Source organism: Streptomyces sp. CCM_MD2014 (genome assembly GCF_000772045.1).
In the GTDB taxonomy this organism is placed as follows: Bacteria; Actinomycetota; Actinomycetes; order Streptomycetales; family Streptomycetaceae; genus Streptomyces; species Streptomyces salinarius.
This window is the reverse complement of record NZ_CP009754.1, coordinates 8,123,468-8,136,428: the sequence shown is the minus strand read 5'-3', so window position 1 is coordinate 8,136,428 and position 12,961 is coordinate 8,123,468. Positions and strand designations below refer to the sequence as shown.

Genomic DNA, 12,961 nt, shown 5'->3' with positions numbered 1-12,961 from the left:
CCGCTCACAGCGCATCCGGCTCAGGATGACGGTTCGGCCGGGGACCGCAGGCCCAGCCACTGCTCGGCGTCCCATGCCCGGAACCGCTCGGCCTCGGTGAACCCCAGCTTCGCGGCGAGACGCATCGAGCGGGCGTTGGCGGTCTGTGTGGTGAGCACCACCGGCTCGCCCGGAAGGGCGCGGTCGAGCCAGTCGAGAGCCGCCGCGCACGCCTCGCCGGCGTACCCGAAACCCCACGCCCGCGGCAGGAACAGGTAGCCGAGATCGACCTTCCCCACGGCAGCCGGACGTTGGTGCTCGGCCGGTCTCCTGAGCAGGACCTCGCCGATCATCGCCCCGTCGAGCTCGACGACGAAACACCCGAGCCACCGCCCCGGCAGCCCGGGCATCTCGCGCTCGAGCTCCTCACGCGCGCGGGGACCGCCGAGGTAGGTGTGCACCTCCGGCGAGGCCAGCAGCTCGATGAACACCGCGCGGTCCCGGGCCTCGGACCCGCGGAGCACGAGTCTGGCGGTCCTGATCGGCTCGGGCGGCCAGGCGACGGGTCCCAGGTCTGACATGCGCGCAGGCTAACAGCCCCAAAACCCCGCCGGCCCGGGTTCAGCGCAGTCCGGCGAAGAGGTCGTTCTCCGGCAGGGGCGCGCCCGTGGTGTCCCGGACGCGTACGAAGGTCTCCATGCCCATCAGTTCGCCGAACCTCTCCTTGCCCATCCTGAGGAAGAAGATGTTCTCGCCCTGGCTGGCGTGCGCGGCCAGCGCGTCGAACTTCTGACCGCTGAACGCGGTGGTGTCGACCCAGGTGGTGATCTCGTCGTCGGGCAGGCCGATCTCGGCCATCGCGGCGGCCTCGTCGGGGTCCGGCTCGGGCACGTCCTCTCCGAACTCGCGCATGATCTCGCCGAAACGTCCCATCATCGAGCGGGGCGCCGTCGTCCAGTAGACCTTCGGCGTCAACTCCGTCATCTCCAGTGCCGCCATCGTGATGCGGTGCGCCTGGATGTGGTCGGGGTGGCCGTAGAAGCCGTTCTCGTCGTAGGTGACGACCACGTCGGGCCGGTAGTGCCGCATGAGTTCCGCCAGTCGTGCGGCGCCCTCCTCCACCGGTGTCCGCCAGAAGGAGCCGGGGGCGTCGTTGCCGGGCCAGCCCGCCATCCCGGAGTCGGCGTAGTCCAGCATCTCCAGGTCACTGATCTTCAGGACGTCGCAGCTCTCCCGGAGCTCCTGACGGCGCATCAGGGCGACGGCCGCCGGATCGTGTCCCGGATCGCCCGGCTTGACACCCCCCGGCCCGTCACCGCAGCCGCCGTCGGTACACGTCACGAGCACCGTGCGGACGCCTTCCGCCGCGTACCGCGCCAGGACACCGCCCGTTCCGGTGGCCTCGTCGTCGGGATGGGCGTGCACGGCCATGAGCGTCAAGGGTCGGTCCGTCATAAAAGTCTTCCTCCTGCGGACACACGTCTCGAAAGACATGCGTCTCGAACGAATGGGGCGGGCATGCGCCTGTGCAACAGCGCGGGCCGGCCCCGCTGTTCCCGATGGTGCCGAGCGTGCGCGTTAGGGCGTGGAAAGAGCCGAGCCCGTGGGGTCGTCCGGATCCGGGGTGTGGGGAAGGGGGCCCAGTGAGGTGCCCTCCCAGAGCAGTGCTCGCCACCCCTGGCCGGGCGAACCGGTGAGGATGACGATGCCCGTGTTCGCCAGGGGGTGCTGCGCGGCGTAGGCGACGTCCACGTTGTCCGCCCGCGCCGCCACCCACATGCGGATCGCGGCACCGTGGCTGACGACGGCCACCGTCTCCGCGCCGTCCTCGTGGGCCTCGGCGACGACGGCGTCGAACCGGCCCAGCGCCTCCACCCCGTTCTCGCCGCCGGGCATACGGAGCCGTACGTCCCCCGCGGACCAGGCGAAGGCGGTGTGCATGTAGCGGCGTGCCGCTTCGTCGTCGCCGCGCATCTCCAGATCGCCGGCGGCCAGCTCCCGGACACCGGCCCGGACCCGGACCTCCAGCCCCGTCGCGGCGGCCAGGGGCGCGGCGGTCAGCTGGGTACGCACGAGCGTCGAGGCGTACAGCGCGTCGATCCGCTCCGACGCCAGCGCGTCCGGCAGCGCCGCGGCCTGTTCCTGGCCGAGGGAGGTCAGACCGGGGCCGGGCTCCGCGGTGTCGAGGAGGTGCTTGAGGTTGGACGGGGTCTGGCCGTGCCTGATGAGCAGGAGACGCATGCGGCGGGGCTTTCCGGGAGACGGACGGGACATCCCCACTCTGCCACGCTCCCCGGGGGACGGGCGGGCTCCCGGGGCCTCACCAGTCGTGGACGGTGCCGTCGCGCAGACGGTTCACGGGCAGGTAGGCGGGCTCGTAGGGGAAGCGGGACGCGGCCGCGTCGTCGAGCTCGACCCCGAGGCCGGGGGCGTCGCCGGGGTGCAGGAGGCCGTTCTCGAAGCGGTAGGACGTGCGGAACACCTCGAGCGTCTGAGGGGCGTGGCGCATGTACTCCTGGATGCCGAAGTTGTGCACGGCGAGGTCGAGGTGGAGGGCGGCCGCCATGCCCACGGGTGAGATGTCGGTCGGACCGTGCATGCCCGACCTGATGCCGTACACGGCGGCCATGTCGAGCAGTTTGCGCACGGCGGTGATGCCGCCGGTGTGCGTCACCGCCGAGCGGACGTAGTCGATCAGCCGGTCCTGGAGCAGCGTGGTGTAGTCGTGGACCGAGTTGAAGACCTCCCCGATGGCCAGTGGGGTGGTGGTGTGCTCCCGGACGAGCCGCAGCGCCCGCTGGTCCTCGCCCGGTGTCGCGTCCTCCAGCCAGAAGAGGTCGTAGGGCTCGAGGTCCCTGCCGAGCCGCGCGGCCTGGATGGGCGTCATGCGGTGGTGGCCGTCGTGCAGCAGTGGGAGCTCGGGGCCGAAGGTGTGCCGTACGGCTTCGAACACGGTGGGCATGTGGCGCAGGTAGGCGCGGGTGTCCCAGGTCTCCTCGGTGGGCCTCGGGTGAGTGGTGCGCGTACGCCGGGCGTGCTCGTAGTCGTAGCGCTCGCCCTCTCCGGCGGCGGAGGCTGCCACGCCGTACACGGAGTCGAGGCCGGGGATGCCGCTCTGGATCCGGACGGCGCGGAACCCGTCGGCCAGGTGCTCGCGCACCGAGTCGAGCAGTTCGGGTATGTCCCGGCCGGAGGCGTGCCCGTAGGCCAGCGCGCCGGTGCGGCACGCGCCGCCGAGGAGCTGGTACACGGGCATGCCCGCCGCCTTGCCCTTGATGTCCCACAGGGCGGTGTCCACGGCGGCGATAGCCGCCATGGTCACCGGGCCCCGGCGCCAGTAGGCGCCCCGGTAGAGGTACTGCCAGGTGTCCTCGACGGCGTGTGCGTCCCGGCCGAGCAGCAAGGGGACCACGTGCTCGCGCAGGTAGGCCTCGACGGCCAGCTCACGCCCGTTGAGGGTGGCGTCCCCGAGGCCGGTGAGGCCGTCCTCGGTGGTGATGCGCAGGGTGACGAAGTTGCGGCCCGGGCTGGTGACGACGACGTCGGCTGCGGTGATCTTCACGTGGGTCCGTCCTCGGGACTCGGAAGCGGCGGTGGCGGCGGGACGCCGGCCACGTCCACCCTTTTACGCGTCGCCGTCGTCGTCAACGGCCTGCTCCTGACCGGGGCGGTCGGCGGGCCGTGTGAGGTAGCGCAGGAGCAGGGTGTCCTCCTCGGCGATCACGGAGGCCAGGCGCAGGTCGGTGGGCCGGCCGGGCGGTCCGGTGGAAATGCGGCCGGCGGGGCCCGCCGTCAGCATCACCAAGGGCCGGTCGCTGACGACGCGGCGGCCGCGGAACTCGAGGTCGACTGCTGTGGCGTTCATGCGGTCATGGGCTCCTGCTCGTCGCTCGGGAAGGGGCTCACGGCCGGTCGGCCGCGCCGACGGTGGGGAGGGTGTCCAGGTCTGCCTCGGCGAGCTGCCGGGCGGAGACCCGGGCCCGGGTGCCGACCAGGGCCGTGAGTGCGTCGCCGTGGTCCCAGGAGTTGACGTTGAGGGCGGCGGTGACCCGTCCGTCGCGCAGCCAGAAGGCGAGGAACTCGCGGGAGTCGGGATCACCGCGCAGGACCAGTTCGTCATGGGCCGGGTCGGCCAGGCCGGGGTACTCGCAGCCGAGGTCGTACTGGTCGGAGAAGAAGTACGGGTCGGCGCCGTACGCGTCGTGGCCGCCGAGGAGGTTGCCGGCCACATGGGTGCCCTGGTCCTTGGCGTTGGCCCAGTGCTCGACGCGCACGCGTCCCTCGTGACGCGGGTGGTCGTGGGCGGCGACGTCCCCGGCCGCGTAGACGTCGGGGGCCGAGGTGCGCAGTGCGGCGTCGACGGCGATTCCGCCCGCCGCGAGGTCCAGGCCCGCGGCTTCGGCGAGTTCGGTGCGGGGCAGGGCGCCGGCTCCGACGACCACCACGTCGGCGGGCAGTTCGCTGCCGTCCTCCAGGAGTACCGCCCGGCCGTCGGCGCGGGTGCCGGTCGCCCTGACGCCCAGGCGCAGGGTGACGCCGTGGTCTGCGTGCAGATCGCGGAAGACCGACCCGACGCGGTCGCCGAGGACGTTGCGCAGCGGCAGGGGAACGGGGTCGACCATGGTCACGTGGGCGCCGTGGGCGCGGGCCGCGGAGGCCACCTCGCAGCCGATCCAGCCGGCGCCGACGATCACCACCCGGGAACCGCCGGTCAGCTTCGCCCTCAGGGCCAGGGCGTGGTCGAGGGTGCGCAGCACGTGCACGCCGGGGCCGTCGAAGCCCGGCAGGGTGCGCGGGCGGGAGCCGGTGGCCAGCAGCAGCCGGTCGTATCCGTGTTCCACGCCGTCGGCATCGACGATCACGTGGTCGGCCGGGCGCAGGGCGGTGACGGTGGTGTCACGGCGCAGTGCGATGCCGTGCTCGCCGTAGTAGCCCGCTTCCCGGACCCAGTCCGGTTCGTCCCGCTCGCCGAGCAGGACGCCCTTGGAAAGCGGGGGCAGTTCGTAGGGGTCGTGGCTTTCCTGCCCGAACAGGGTGATGTCTCCGTCCAACCCCTGTTCACGCAGGGCCGCCGCGGCCGACGCGCCGGCCAGTCCGGCGCCGACGATCAGGATCCGCCGGGGCGGGTGCTGCGCTGTGGTCATGACTGCCTCCGGGACAGTGTGATGGTGCGGGGCCGGTGCCTCGCTACCGCTGGACGCCGGTGAGTGCGAGGAACTCGTGCCGGGAGGCCGGGTCGTCGCGCAGGGTTCCGAGCATGGTGGAGGTGACGGTCTTCGATCCGGTGGCCTGGACTCCGCGCAGGGTCATGCAGGTGTGCTCGGCTTCGACGACCACACCGACTCCGCGGGGCCGGAGCTGTTCGGCGAGCCAGTCCGCGGTCTGCTTGGTCAGCCGTTCCTGCACCTGGGGCCGGCAGGCGAAGTGCTCCACGACCCGGGCCAGCTTCGACAGTCCGAGGATGCGCGCACCCGGCAGGTAGCCGACGTGCGCCTTCCCCACGAAGGGCAGCATGTGGTGCTGGCAGACCGAACGCACGGGGATGTCGCGCGCGAGGACGAGTTCGTCGTAGCCCTCGTCGTTGGGGAACGTGGTCATCCGGAAGGGGCGGGCGGTGAGCAGTTCGGCGTAGCCGCGGGCCATCCGGGCCGGAGTGTCCCGCGTCCCCTCGCTGTCCACCATGATGCCGAGCGCGGCCAGGAATTCCCGCGCCGCACGCTCGGCGACCTCCAGGTCGGGTCCGGTGACGTCCTCGATCACCTGCAGTGGGACTGTGGCAGTCATCCCTCGTCCTCCTCGTGAGCGGGCGGGTCCCGGGGGGGCCGGCGGGGCCCGGGCCGGGACCCCGAGCGGTGGCCGGCCGGCCCGGGCGGGCGGGCCGGCGGGTGTTCAGCGCGTGCGGGCTCCGCCGCCGGGGCGCCAGGACCACGCCGGGTCATGGGCGGCCGCGAGCCTTGCCAGGGCCAGCGCGCCCACGAGCAGGCCGACGTCGCGGAGCGCAACGTCGTAGAACCCGGAGTAGGTCAGCAGGTTGACGATGATGCCGGCGAGCCAGAGCGCGACGACGTAGGCGGCGTACCGGGGCTTGAGGGCCACGGCGACGCCGGCGACGATCTCGATCGCTCCCACGACGTACATCGCGGTCTGCGCGGAGAACGGCAGCACGTCGACGATCCACGGCGCGAAGTAGGACGGCCAGTCGGTCAGGGCGTTGACGAACTTGTCGATGCCCATCCAGATCGGCAGCACGGTGTACCCGACGCGCAGCAGCCAGTACGCGCCGTATGCGGGTTCGTCCACGGCGCGCCGCCATCCCGATTCGGGGGAGTGCGTGCGCGCGGGGACATGAGCGGGAGCAGCCATGACGGCCTCCGTCTATCACCAAGGTTTGTTGTTTTTACAGGCTGGCCACGTCGCCGAACGTTTGTCAAATCTCATTGGTGTTACATTGACGGTGTGGGTACGAACGAAGACCGTGACAGGGACGCCATCAGCGACCTGAGCAGCCTGGACGATCCGGTGCGGCGTCGGCTGTACGACTACGTGCGGACCCGCGATGAACCCGTGGGCCGGGAGGAGGCCGCGCGGGCGGCCGGGATCAGCCGCACCCTTGCGGCCTACCACCTGGACAGACTGGCCGGGGCCGGTTTGCTGACGACCAGTTACGCGCGTGCCGCCGGACGTGGCGGCCCGGGCGCGGGCCGCCCGGCCAAGCGCTACGCACGCACCGACGAAGAGCTGTCGGTCAGCGTGCCGCCCCGCGACTACGGCCTACTGGCCGGGGTACTGGCCGAGGCCGTCGCCGCCGACGACTCCGGGACGGTGCGGGAGGCGGTCGCCGCGGCCGCGCACGCGGCAGGCCGGTCGGCCGGCGGCGAGGACCTCACGGCGGCGCTGCGCGGCTGCGGCTACGAGCCGTCGACGACCGCCGAGGGAGGCGTCGACCTGCGCAACTGCCCCTTCCACCGGCTCGCCCAGGAGCACACCGAACTGGTGTGCTGGCTGAATCTGCACCTGGTGCGGGGGCTGCTCGAAGCGGGCGGGGAACCGCCCGGAAGGGCCGTCCTGGCACCCCGCCCGGGCCACTGCTGCGTGGTCGTCGGCCCACCCGGACGGACCGCCTGAACCACCGGCGGACGCCGGCCGGAGCAGTTGCTCGGCCCGGTCTCCTTGGACGTCGCTCCACGTCGTCGCACGTGAGGGAGAAGACGCGGCGGTCTCCCTCGCCCCGCCCCGCGATGTGTCGAGGCACGCCGTGCCTAACCGTTCACGCCCCTCCGCCGGGCGGCTGCTCCTCGGTGCTGCCGGTGCGCCGGAGCCGGTCGGTGCGCCGGGTGAGGGTGTCGATGCGGTCGGCCAGTTCCCGGTGGTGCGCACGGAGGTGCTCGCGGGCACCGGACAGCGGCTCGATGAGGCCGGCGGCGTCGTCCCGGCCCAGGGCCTGGACGAGCGGAGTACGAGCGTCGGCGGGGAGACCCGTGACTGCGGTGACCTGGCCGGCGAGCTGACGCAGATCCGCGGCGTTGCCCCGGGCCCAGGTCGTGACGGCGCGGTCGGCGGCGCGGCGGTCGCGGGTGGCCTGGACGCGCTGTTCGCCGGTGCTGCCGGGGGCGCCGGGCCGCAGGCGCAGATACCGGCGTTCGGCGGCCTGGCGGCTGGCGACGCCGAGTGGGCCGGCGAGGTCCGCCCAGCTGGCCCCCGCCTCGCGGGCGGTCTCGATCAGACCCGTCTCCCACCCGGCCAGCTGGTCGCGCATCTCGCGCAGGAGCAGCAGGGCGGCGAGCGCCTGGTCCGAGCTGACCTCGCCGCCGGACTGCCCGCCGTCCCGCGGCGCCTGGGCGCCGTGGACGGCCTCCTCGATCGCCGCCAGCGCCGCCTTGGCGGCGAGGAAGGACACGGGCTGGGCTGCGGGTTCCCGCGGGTCTGCGGCCATGGTCACCTCCCGACCTCGATGTCGTCCAATGGATGACATCAATTGTTGTCATCGTTTCGATGACATGGTACAAGAAGAAGCAAGAACCAGCGCATGAGCGGACCCGCTCGAACTGGAGGTGTTTCACCATGCTGATGCGCACCGACCCGTTCCGTGAGCTCGACCGGCTCACCCAGCAGTTGTTCCCCACCGCGTCCGGCACCTGGTCCCGTCCGTCGGCGATGCCCATGGACGCCTACCGCGAGGGCGACGTGTACGTGATCGCCCTCGACATCCCCGGAGTCGACCGGGACGCGATCGACATCGACGTCGAGCGCAACATGCTGACCGTCCGGGCCGAACGTCGTCCCGTCGCCGGCGGCGACGAGGCGCAGATGGAGCTCTCGGAACGCTCCTTCGGCGTGTTCTCCCGCCAGCTGATGCTCGCGGACACCCTCGACACCGAGCGGATCAGCGCCAACTACGACGCGGGCGTGCTCACGCTGCGCGTCCCGATCGCCGAGCGGGCCAAGCCGCGCAAGATCTCGATCGGTGCCGGCCCGGACCACAAGGAGATCTCCGGCTGAGGCGGGAGCCGTGCTCCGGCGGGCGGTGGACCGGGTGTCCCCTGCCCACGCCCTCCGCCCGCCCGTCGGCACCGACCGCCCGGGGAAGGAGGACTGCGATGACCATGCGGTGGGACGTGTTCCTCGATCAGGTACAGGAACGCGGCGAGTACCCGACCCGTGCCGAGGCCGACCGTGCGGCGCGCACCGTGCTGGCCCTCCTGGGCGCCCACCTGGTGGGCGACGTACGGGCCGAACTGGCCGCGAGGCTCCCGGAGAGCTTCGCCCTGATCCTCCTCAATCCGCTGCAGGCCACCGAGCCGCTGTCCGCCGACCGCTTCGTGCGGGCCACGGCGGCGTGGATCGAGGGAGCCACCGAACAGACCGCCACCTGGGACGTCGGGGCCGTGCTCAGCGTGGCCGCCGACGCAGCCGGCGAAGAGCTGACACGCCGCGTGCTGTTCCAGCTCCCGCCCGGGTACGACCTGCTCTTCGGGCGGCCCCAGGACGTCGCCGCCCCGAGCGCGGGCCGCGCCTCCCGGGGCTGAGGCCCGCTCTCGCGCCAACCGCCGACCACGCCGTACCTCACGACGCCGTACCACCAGCCCACGACACAGAAAGGCGCCCCTCACCGATGCAGTCCCAGACGGCTCCGACGACGATCACGCCCGAGCCGGCCATGTCCTTCGTGCAGATGCTGGAGCAGGTCCGATACCACGGCGCCTATCCCACCAGGGAGCGCGCCGAAGAGGTCGTGGCCGCCGTCCTGGCCGCCCTCGGCCGTCGCGTCACCGGCGAGGAGCGGGTCGATCTGGCCGCCCGTCTCCCCCGCGAAGCGGCCAGGATCTTCGCCGCGCAGATCCCGGAGACCGGACCGATGACCGGGTGGGCCTTCGTCAGGGACCTCGCCGCCCGCACCGGCGGCACCCTCGCCACCACACGGTGGGACGTCGGCTCGGTCCTGGGCGTCGTCGCACGCCTCGCCGGGCCGGATCTGCTCGACCGCGTCCTCGCCCAGCTGCCTCCCGGCTACGCGATCCTCTTCGGTCGCGCGGAACTGACCCAGGCTGCCTGAAACCCGGGGGCGGCACGGGAGTCGCCGCCCACCGGAGCCAGGGCCGCACGGGCGAGGGCCGGGGCCTGTCTGACAATCCGCGTCGTCGCCCGAGGGCGGCAGACGGGAATCGTCGGACAGGCTCAGGGCAGTGGCGTCCCGCCCGTCACGTTCAGGATCTCGGCGGTGACGTAGCCGGCCTCCGCGGAGGCGAGGTAGACGTACGCCGGGGCGAGCTCGGCCGGTTGCGCGGGGCGGCCCAGCGGGCTCTGCTTGCCGAACTCGGCCGTGTCCGGCAGCGTCGCCGGGATCAGTGGTGTCCACACCGGTCCGGGCGCCACCGCGTTCACACGGATGCCGCGCTCCGCGACCATCTGGGCGAGTCCCTGTGTGAAGGTCACGATGGCGCCCTTGGTCATCGCGTAGTCCAGCAGGTGCGGACTGGGCTTGTACGCCTGCACCGAGGTGGTGTTGATGACGCTGCCGCCCGCGGGAATGTGCGGCAGCGCGAACTTGGTCAGCCAGAACATGCCGTACAGGTTCGTCCGCATCACCCGGTCGAACTGCTCCGTCGAGATCGCCTCGATGCCGTCCGGCTGGGCCATCTGGTAGGCGGCGTTGTTCACCAGGACGTCGATGCCGCCGAACTCCGCCACGGCCCGGTCGATCAGCGTCCGGCAGTTCCGTTCCTCGCGGACGTCGCAGGAGACGGCCACGGCCTTCTGCCCGGCGTCCTCCACCAGGCGGGACGTCTCCCGGGCTTCGTCCTCCTCCTGCTCGAGGAAGGTGAAGAGCACGTCGGCGCCCTCCCGCGCGAAGGCCAGGGCCACCGCTCGGCCGATGCCGGAGTCGCCGCCCGTCACGACGGTCCTGCGCCCCTTCAGGCGCCCCGCCCCGCGGTACGACTCCTCACCGTGGTCGGGAGGCGGGTCCATCGGCCCGGTCCACCCCGGGTGCGGCTGGTCCTGGCCCGGGAAGTCCGGACGAGGATACTGGTCGGTGGGGTCCTGCCGGCGATGCTGGTCGTCCGCCACGTCGGTCTCCCGTGTCTCGTTACGGCGCGGTCAGCGACCGTGTGCCCTGACCGGCCGGCCCGAAAAGTCCGGGGCACGGTCAGGTGGAGGCGTCGAGCGGGTTGACGGCCATTCTGCCGGGGAGTCCGGACCGCACCGCGCCGGCGGCGGAGCTTGCGGGCTTGCGCGCCGCCTGGTCCCGGAAGCACGCCAGGAAGGCCCCGGCGAAATCCAGCCTGGGGTGGCGGTCCAGCACTTCGTCGCGGAAGCGGGACGGGTAGGCGTCCGCCTCGCTGCCGACGACGTCGGTCGCGGCGGCCCGGGCGAGCAGGTGTCCCTCGGGGTCCACGGAGACGTCCACCCGCGGCCGCATGTGCCGGACGATCACGCCGTACAGGCGTTCACGGCGCTCGGCCGGCCAGCCTGCACCGGCGGCGAAGACCCTGGCGACGTGCCCGCCCGCCTCCTCGAACGCGACGGTGTGACTGTCGAAGGCCGGCACCAACCCGATGTCGTGGAACAGCGCGGCGACGTAGAGGAGTTCCGGGTCGAAGGGGACGCCCTCCGTCGTGCCGCGGGCCGCCGCCCACAGGTGGACGCGCAGCGAGTGGTTGAGCAGGGCCGGGGGCAGGTAGGCGGTCGCCACGTCCAGCGCGGCGGCCGCCGTCGCACCGTCGGGCGGGGCCAGGGCTTCGAGCCGGACGCCGTTCACCGGGAGCCTGCCGGTGCCGGGCCGGGTGGCACGACGCGGATGATCGTCCTGCCGCGCTTGCCGCGGCCGGGCGCGAACGCCTCGGGCGCTTCGGCGAGCGGGCGCACCTCCCCGACGGACGGCTTGAGCCGCCCGTCCCGCACCCGCTGCATCAGGGCGGTGAGCCCGGCCCGGTCGGGTTCTACGACGAAGAAGACCGCGCGGCCGTTCTCCGGCCCGACCTCGGGAGGCTGGGCGATGGTGACGAGGGTGCCGCCGGCCCGGACGAGGGCGGCCGAGCGGTCGAGAATCTCGCCGCCGATGACGTCGAAGACGACGTCGGCCTCGCCCGCGTCCTCCAGCCGCTCCGACTCGAGGTCCAGGAAGACGTCGGCGCCGAGACCGAGAGCGGTGTCCCGGTCCGCGGACCGACCCGTGGCGATCACCCGCGCTCCCACCTCTCGCGCGAGCTGGACCGCGATCGACCCGACACTCCCCGCGGCACCGTGGATCACGACCGTCTGTCCCGCGGTGAGCCGCCCGTGTTCCAGGAGACCCTGCCAGGCGGTCAGCCCCGAGATGGGCAGCGCGGCGGCCACGGTGTGGTCGACGTCGGCCGGGAGGGGAGCGAGGTTGCGGGCCTCCACGGCGGTGTACTCGGCCAGCGATCCGTTGCGCGTCCAGTCGGCCATGCCGAACACCCGCTGGCCGACGGTGAGGCCGGTGGTGCCGTAGCCGAGTTCCTCGACCACCCCCGACAGCTCGTGTCCGGGGACGCTCGGCGTCCGGTCGCGACCGGCCCGGTCCGTCCAGGTGCCGGGCCAGTCGAGTTCTCCGCGGGTGAAGCCGGCGGCGTGCACCCGCACGACGACGTCGTTCTCGGCGGCATGGGGGTGAGGGAGTTCCGTCAGGGTGAGCCCGTCGGCTCCTGCGTCGCGATCGTGGACGGTGATGGCCTGCATGAGGAGTCCTCGGAAGAAGTGATGGTCGTGCACACACACGTCCCCCCGGCGGCCCGGTGGGCACGTCACGTGTCGTGATCTCGACCGTATGCCCCAGTCACTCCGCCCGTGTGGGCCACTTCGGGGGCGCCGGAAGGAGCCACTTCCCCACCCGGCCGGGCGGCTTCCCCGGCCTCTGCGGCCGCCGGCCGCCGAGCACCTCGCCGCCGCGGAGTCCGGCGCACCGGCGCGGATCAACCGGTCGGCGCAGCACTGAATCGATTCGCCGGGTGAACGGCGCCTTCGTCGACCGGATCCGTTTCCCCGAACTGTGAGTCTGGGCCGCGCACCGACAACGGATCGGCCGGCTCCGGCAGTCCAGCCCCGGCGATCCCCTACCGTTTGGAGTCCTTCGTGCCTCTTCGTCGCATCGTGACCAGCACCCTCGCCTCCCTCTCCCTGGCTCTCGCCTCGGTCGGCGCCCTCACCCTGAGCGCCGGACCGGCCGCCGCGAACCCCTGCGGCTTCTACGAGACCGCTTCCGACGCCTACTACAACCACTGCACCTCGGACGGCTCGCACATCGTCATCGAGATCGACGACTGGGGGCCCAACAGCGAACGGTGCGTGGTGCCCGGCGTGACCTGGATCGGTGCCAGCTCCGACATCGACGGCGCCTGGTACACCGGCCGGACCTGCTGAGCCGGACCGCCGGGACGGCAACGACCTGAACGGCTCGGCTCTCTTGAGGAGGGCCGAGCCGGATCGACCGATTGCGGGGGCCTCCCGGCGGGCAGAGAAGCGC

The 12,961-nt window shown here is 72.6% G+C and carries 17 protein-coding genes; 5 read left to right on the top strand and 12 right to left on the bottom strand.

Translation table 11 applies throughout. From position 1 onward, the window contains the following. Positions 1 to 20: 20 nt before the first annotated feature. The 8 genes from NI25_RS36450 to NI25_RS36415 all read right to left on the bottom strand — a co-directional run bounded on the left by NI25_RS36450 (position 21) and on the right by NI25_RS36415 (position 6,279). Complete coding sequence (locus NI25_RS36450; RefSeq protein ID WP_061446568.1) at positions 21 to 560, bottom strand: GNAT family N-acetyltransferase; 540 nt, start codon at positions 558 to 560, stop codon at positions 21 to 23. Positions 561 to 600: 40 nt separating this feature from the next. Beyond that, positions 601 to 1,434, bottom strand: coding sequence for a PIG-L family deacetylase (locus tag NI25_RS36445; protein ID WP_061446567.1), 834 nt, complete (start codon positions 1,432 to 1,434; stop codon positions 601 to 603). Between the two features lie 123 nt (positions 1,435 to 1,557). After that, the gene (locus NI25_RS36440; protein ID WP_061446566.1) at positions 1,558 to 2,220 is read right to left on the bottom strand and encodes a histidine phosphatase family protein; all 663 of its coding nucleotides are present in this window, start codon (positions 2,218 to 2,220) and stop codon (positions 1,558 to 1,560) included. A 79-nt stretch (positions 2,221 to 2,299) separates the two neighbouring features. Beyond that, positions 2,300 to 3,541 carry a D-mannonate dehydratase ManD gene (gene manD / locus NI25_RS36435; RefSeq protein ID WP_061446565.1) on the bottom strand — a complete coding sequence of 414 codons (1,242 nt, stop codon included), beginning with the start codon at positions 3,539 to 3,541 and terminating at the stop codon, positions 2,300 to 2,302. A 63-nt stretch (positions 3,542 to 3,604) separates the two neighbouring features. Next, positions 3,605 to 3,844 (bottom strand): hypothetical protein, encoded by a 240-nt coding sequence (locus tag NI25_RS36430; protein ID WP_061446564.1) that lies wholly within the window; start codon positions 3,842 to 3,844, stop codon positions 3,605 to 3,607. A gap of 37 nt (positions 3,845 to 3,881) precedes the next feature. Next, positions 3,882 to 5,123 carry an NAD(P)/FAD-dependent oxidoreductase gene (locus tag NI25_RS36425; protein WP_061446563.1) on the bottom strand — a complete coding sequence of 414 codons (1,242 nt, stop codon included), beginning with the start codon at positions 5,121 to 5,123 and terminating at the stop codon, positions 3,882 to 3,884. A gap of 43 nt (positions 5,124 to 5,166) precedes the next feature. Next, positions 5,167 to 5,763, bottom strand: a complete 597-nt coding sequence (gene folE / locus NI25_RS36420; protein ID WP_061446562.1) for a GTP cyclohydrolase I FolE — start codon at positions 5,761 to 5,763, stop codon at positions 5,167 to 5,169. 105 nt (positions 5,764 to 5,868) lie between these two features. Continuing rightward, positions 5,869 to 6,279 (bottom strand): hypothetical protein, encoded by a 411-nt coding sequence (locus NI25_RS36415; protein WP_420710803.1) that lies wholly within the window; start codon positions 6,277 to 6,279, stop codon positions 5,869 to 5,871. A 156-nt stretch (positions 6,280 to 6,435) separates the two neighbouring features. On the opposite strand from NI25_RS36415, the gene NI25_RS36410 reads away from it, so the two are divergent. After that, positions 6,436 to 7,104, top strand: coding sequence for a helix-turn-helix transcriptional regulator (locus NI25_RS36410; protein WP_061446560.1), 669 nt, complete (start codon positions 6,436 to 6,438; stop codon positions 7,102 to 7,104). A gap of 142 nt (positions 7,105 to 7,246) precedes the next feature. Here NI25_RS36410 and NI25_RS36405 read toward each other — a convergent pair whose 3' ends face one another. Beyond that, positions 7,247 to 7,912, bottom strand: coding sequence for a hypothetical protein (locus NI25_RS36405; protein ID WP_061446559.1), 666 nt, complete (start codon positions 7,910 to 7,912; stop codon positions 7,247 to 7,249). A gap of 128 nt (positions 7,913 to 8,040) precedes the next feature. On the opposite strand from NI25_RS36405, the gene NI25_RS36400 reads away from it, so the two are divergent. The 3 genes from NI25_RS36400 to NI25_RS36390 all read left to right on the top strand — a co-directional run bounded on the left by NI25_RS36400 (position 8,041) and on the right by NI25_RS36390 (position 9,532). Next, positions 8,041 to 8,478 (top strand): Hsp20/alpha crystallin family protein, encoded by a 438-nt coding sequence (locus tag NI25_RS36400; protein ID WP_061446558.1) that lies wholly within the window; start codon positions 8,041 to 8,043, stop codon positions 8,476 to 8,478. Positions 8,479 to 8,576: 98 nt separating this feature from the next. Beyond that, entirely contained in the window at positions 8,577 to 9,005 is a 429-nt protein-coding gene (locus NI25_RS36395) for a DUF2267 domain-containing protein (RefSeq protein ID WP_061446557.1), read from the top strand. Positions 9,006 to 9,091: 86 nt separating this feature from the next. Continuing rightward, positions 9,092 to 9,532 carry a DUF2267 domain-containing protein gene (locus NI25_RS36390; protein WP_061446556.1) on the top strand — a complete coding sequence of 147 codons (441 nt, stop codon included), beginning with the start codon at positions 9,092 to 9,094 and terminating at the stop codon, positions 9,530 to 9,532. 122 nt (positions 9,533 to 9,654) lie between these two features. Here the strand turns inward: NI25_RS36390 and NI25_RS36385 are convergent, their stop codons facing one another. The 3 genes from NI25_RS36385 to NI25_RS36375 form a co-directional block, all read right to left on the bottom strand. After that, a complete protein-coding gene (locus tag NI25_RS36385; RefSeq protein WP_061446555.1) occupies positions 9,655 to 10,545 on the bottom strand; it encodes an SDR family oxidoreductase in 891 nt (296 codons plus the stop codon). A gap of 79 nt (positions 10,546 to 10,624) precedes the next feature. Beyond that, on the bottom strand, positions 10,625 to 11,236 hold the full coding sequence (locus NI25_RS36380) for an HD domain-containing protein (protein ID WP_061446554.1): 612 nt from the start codon (positions 11,234 to 11,236) through the stop codon (positions 10,625 to 10,627). Next, the gene (locus NI25_RS36375) at positions 11,233 to 12,177 is read right to left on the bottom strand and encodes an NADP-dependent oxidoreductase (RefSeq protein ID WP_061446553.1); all 945 of its coding nucleotides are present in this window, start codon (positions 12,175 to 12,177) and stop codon (positions 11,233 to 11,235) included. The genes NI25_RS36380 and NI25_RS36375 overlap by 4 nt, the downstream gene beginning before the upstream one ends. 411 nt (positions 12,178 to 12,588) lie before the next feature. Between NI25_RS36375 and NI25_RS39850 the strand changes: the two genes are divergently transcribed. Next, a complete protein-coding gene (locus NI25_RS39850; protein WP_383517957.1) occupies positions 12,589 to 12,858 on the top strand; it encodes a DUF6355 family natural product biosynthesis protein in 270 nt (89 codons plus the stop codon). Positions 12,859 to 12,961 lie beyond the last annotated feature (103 nt).

What these genes read in the sequence shown, in the direction of transcription:
- NI25_RS36450 (WP_061446568.1), bottom strand. Translation starts at nt 560, where the DNA reads ATGTCAGACCTGGGACCCGTCGCCTGGCCGCCCGAGCCGATCAGGACC.
- NI25_RS36445 (WP_061446567.1), bottom strand. Translation starts at nt 1,434, where the DNA reads ATGACGGACCGACCCTTGACGCTCATGGCCGTGCACGCCCATCCCGAC.
- NI25_RS36440 (WP_061446566.1), bottom strand. Translation starts at nt 2,220, where the DNA reads ATGCGTCTCCTGCTCATCAGGCACGGCCAGACCCCGTCCAACCTCAAG.
- NI25_RS36430 (WP_061446564.1), bottom strand. Translation starts at nt 3,844, where the DNA reads ATGAACGCCACAGCAGTCGACCTCGAGTTCCGCGGCCGCCGCGTCGTC.
- NI25_RS36425 (WP_061446563.1), bottom strand. Translation starts at nt 5,123, where the DNA reads ATGACCACAGCGCAGCACCCGCCCCGGCGGATCCTGATCGTCGGCGCC.
- folE (WP_061446562.1), bottom strand. Translation starts at nt 5,763, where the DNA reads ATGACTGCCACAGTCCCACTGCAGGTGATCGAGGACGTCACCGGACCC.
- NI25_RS36405 (WP_061446559.1), bottom strand. Translation starts at nt 7,912, where the DNA reads ATGGCCGCAGACCCGCGGGAACCCGCAGCCCAGCCCGTGTCCTTCCTC.
- NI25_RS36400 (WP_061446558.1), top strand. Translation starts at nt 8,041, where the DNA reads ATGCTGATGCGCACCGACCCGTTCCGTGAGCTCGACCGGCTCACCCAG.
- NI25_RS36395 (WP_061446557.1), top strand. Translation starts at nt 8,577, where the DNA reads ATGACCATGCGGTGGGACGTGTTCCTCGATCAGGTACAGGAACGCGGC.
- NI25_RS36390 (WP_061446556.1), top strand. Translation starts at nt 9,092, where the DNA reads ATGCAGTCCCAGACGGCTCCGACGACGATCACGCCCGAGCCGGCCATG.
- NI25_RS36375 (WP_061446553.1), bottom strand. Translation starts at nt 12,177, where the DNA reads ATGCAGGCCATCACCGTCCACGATCGCGACGCAGGAGCCGACGGGCTC.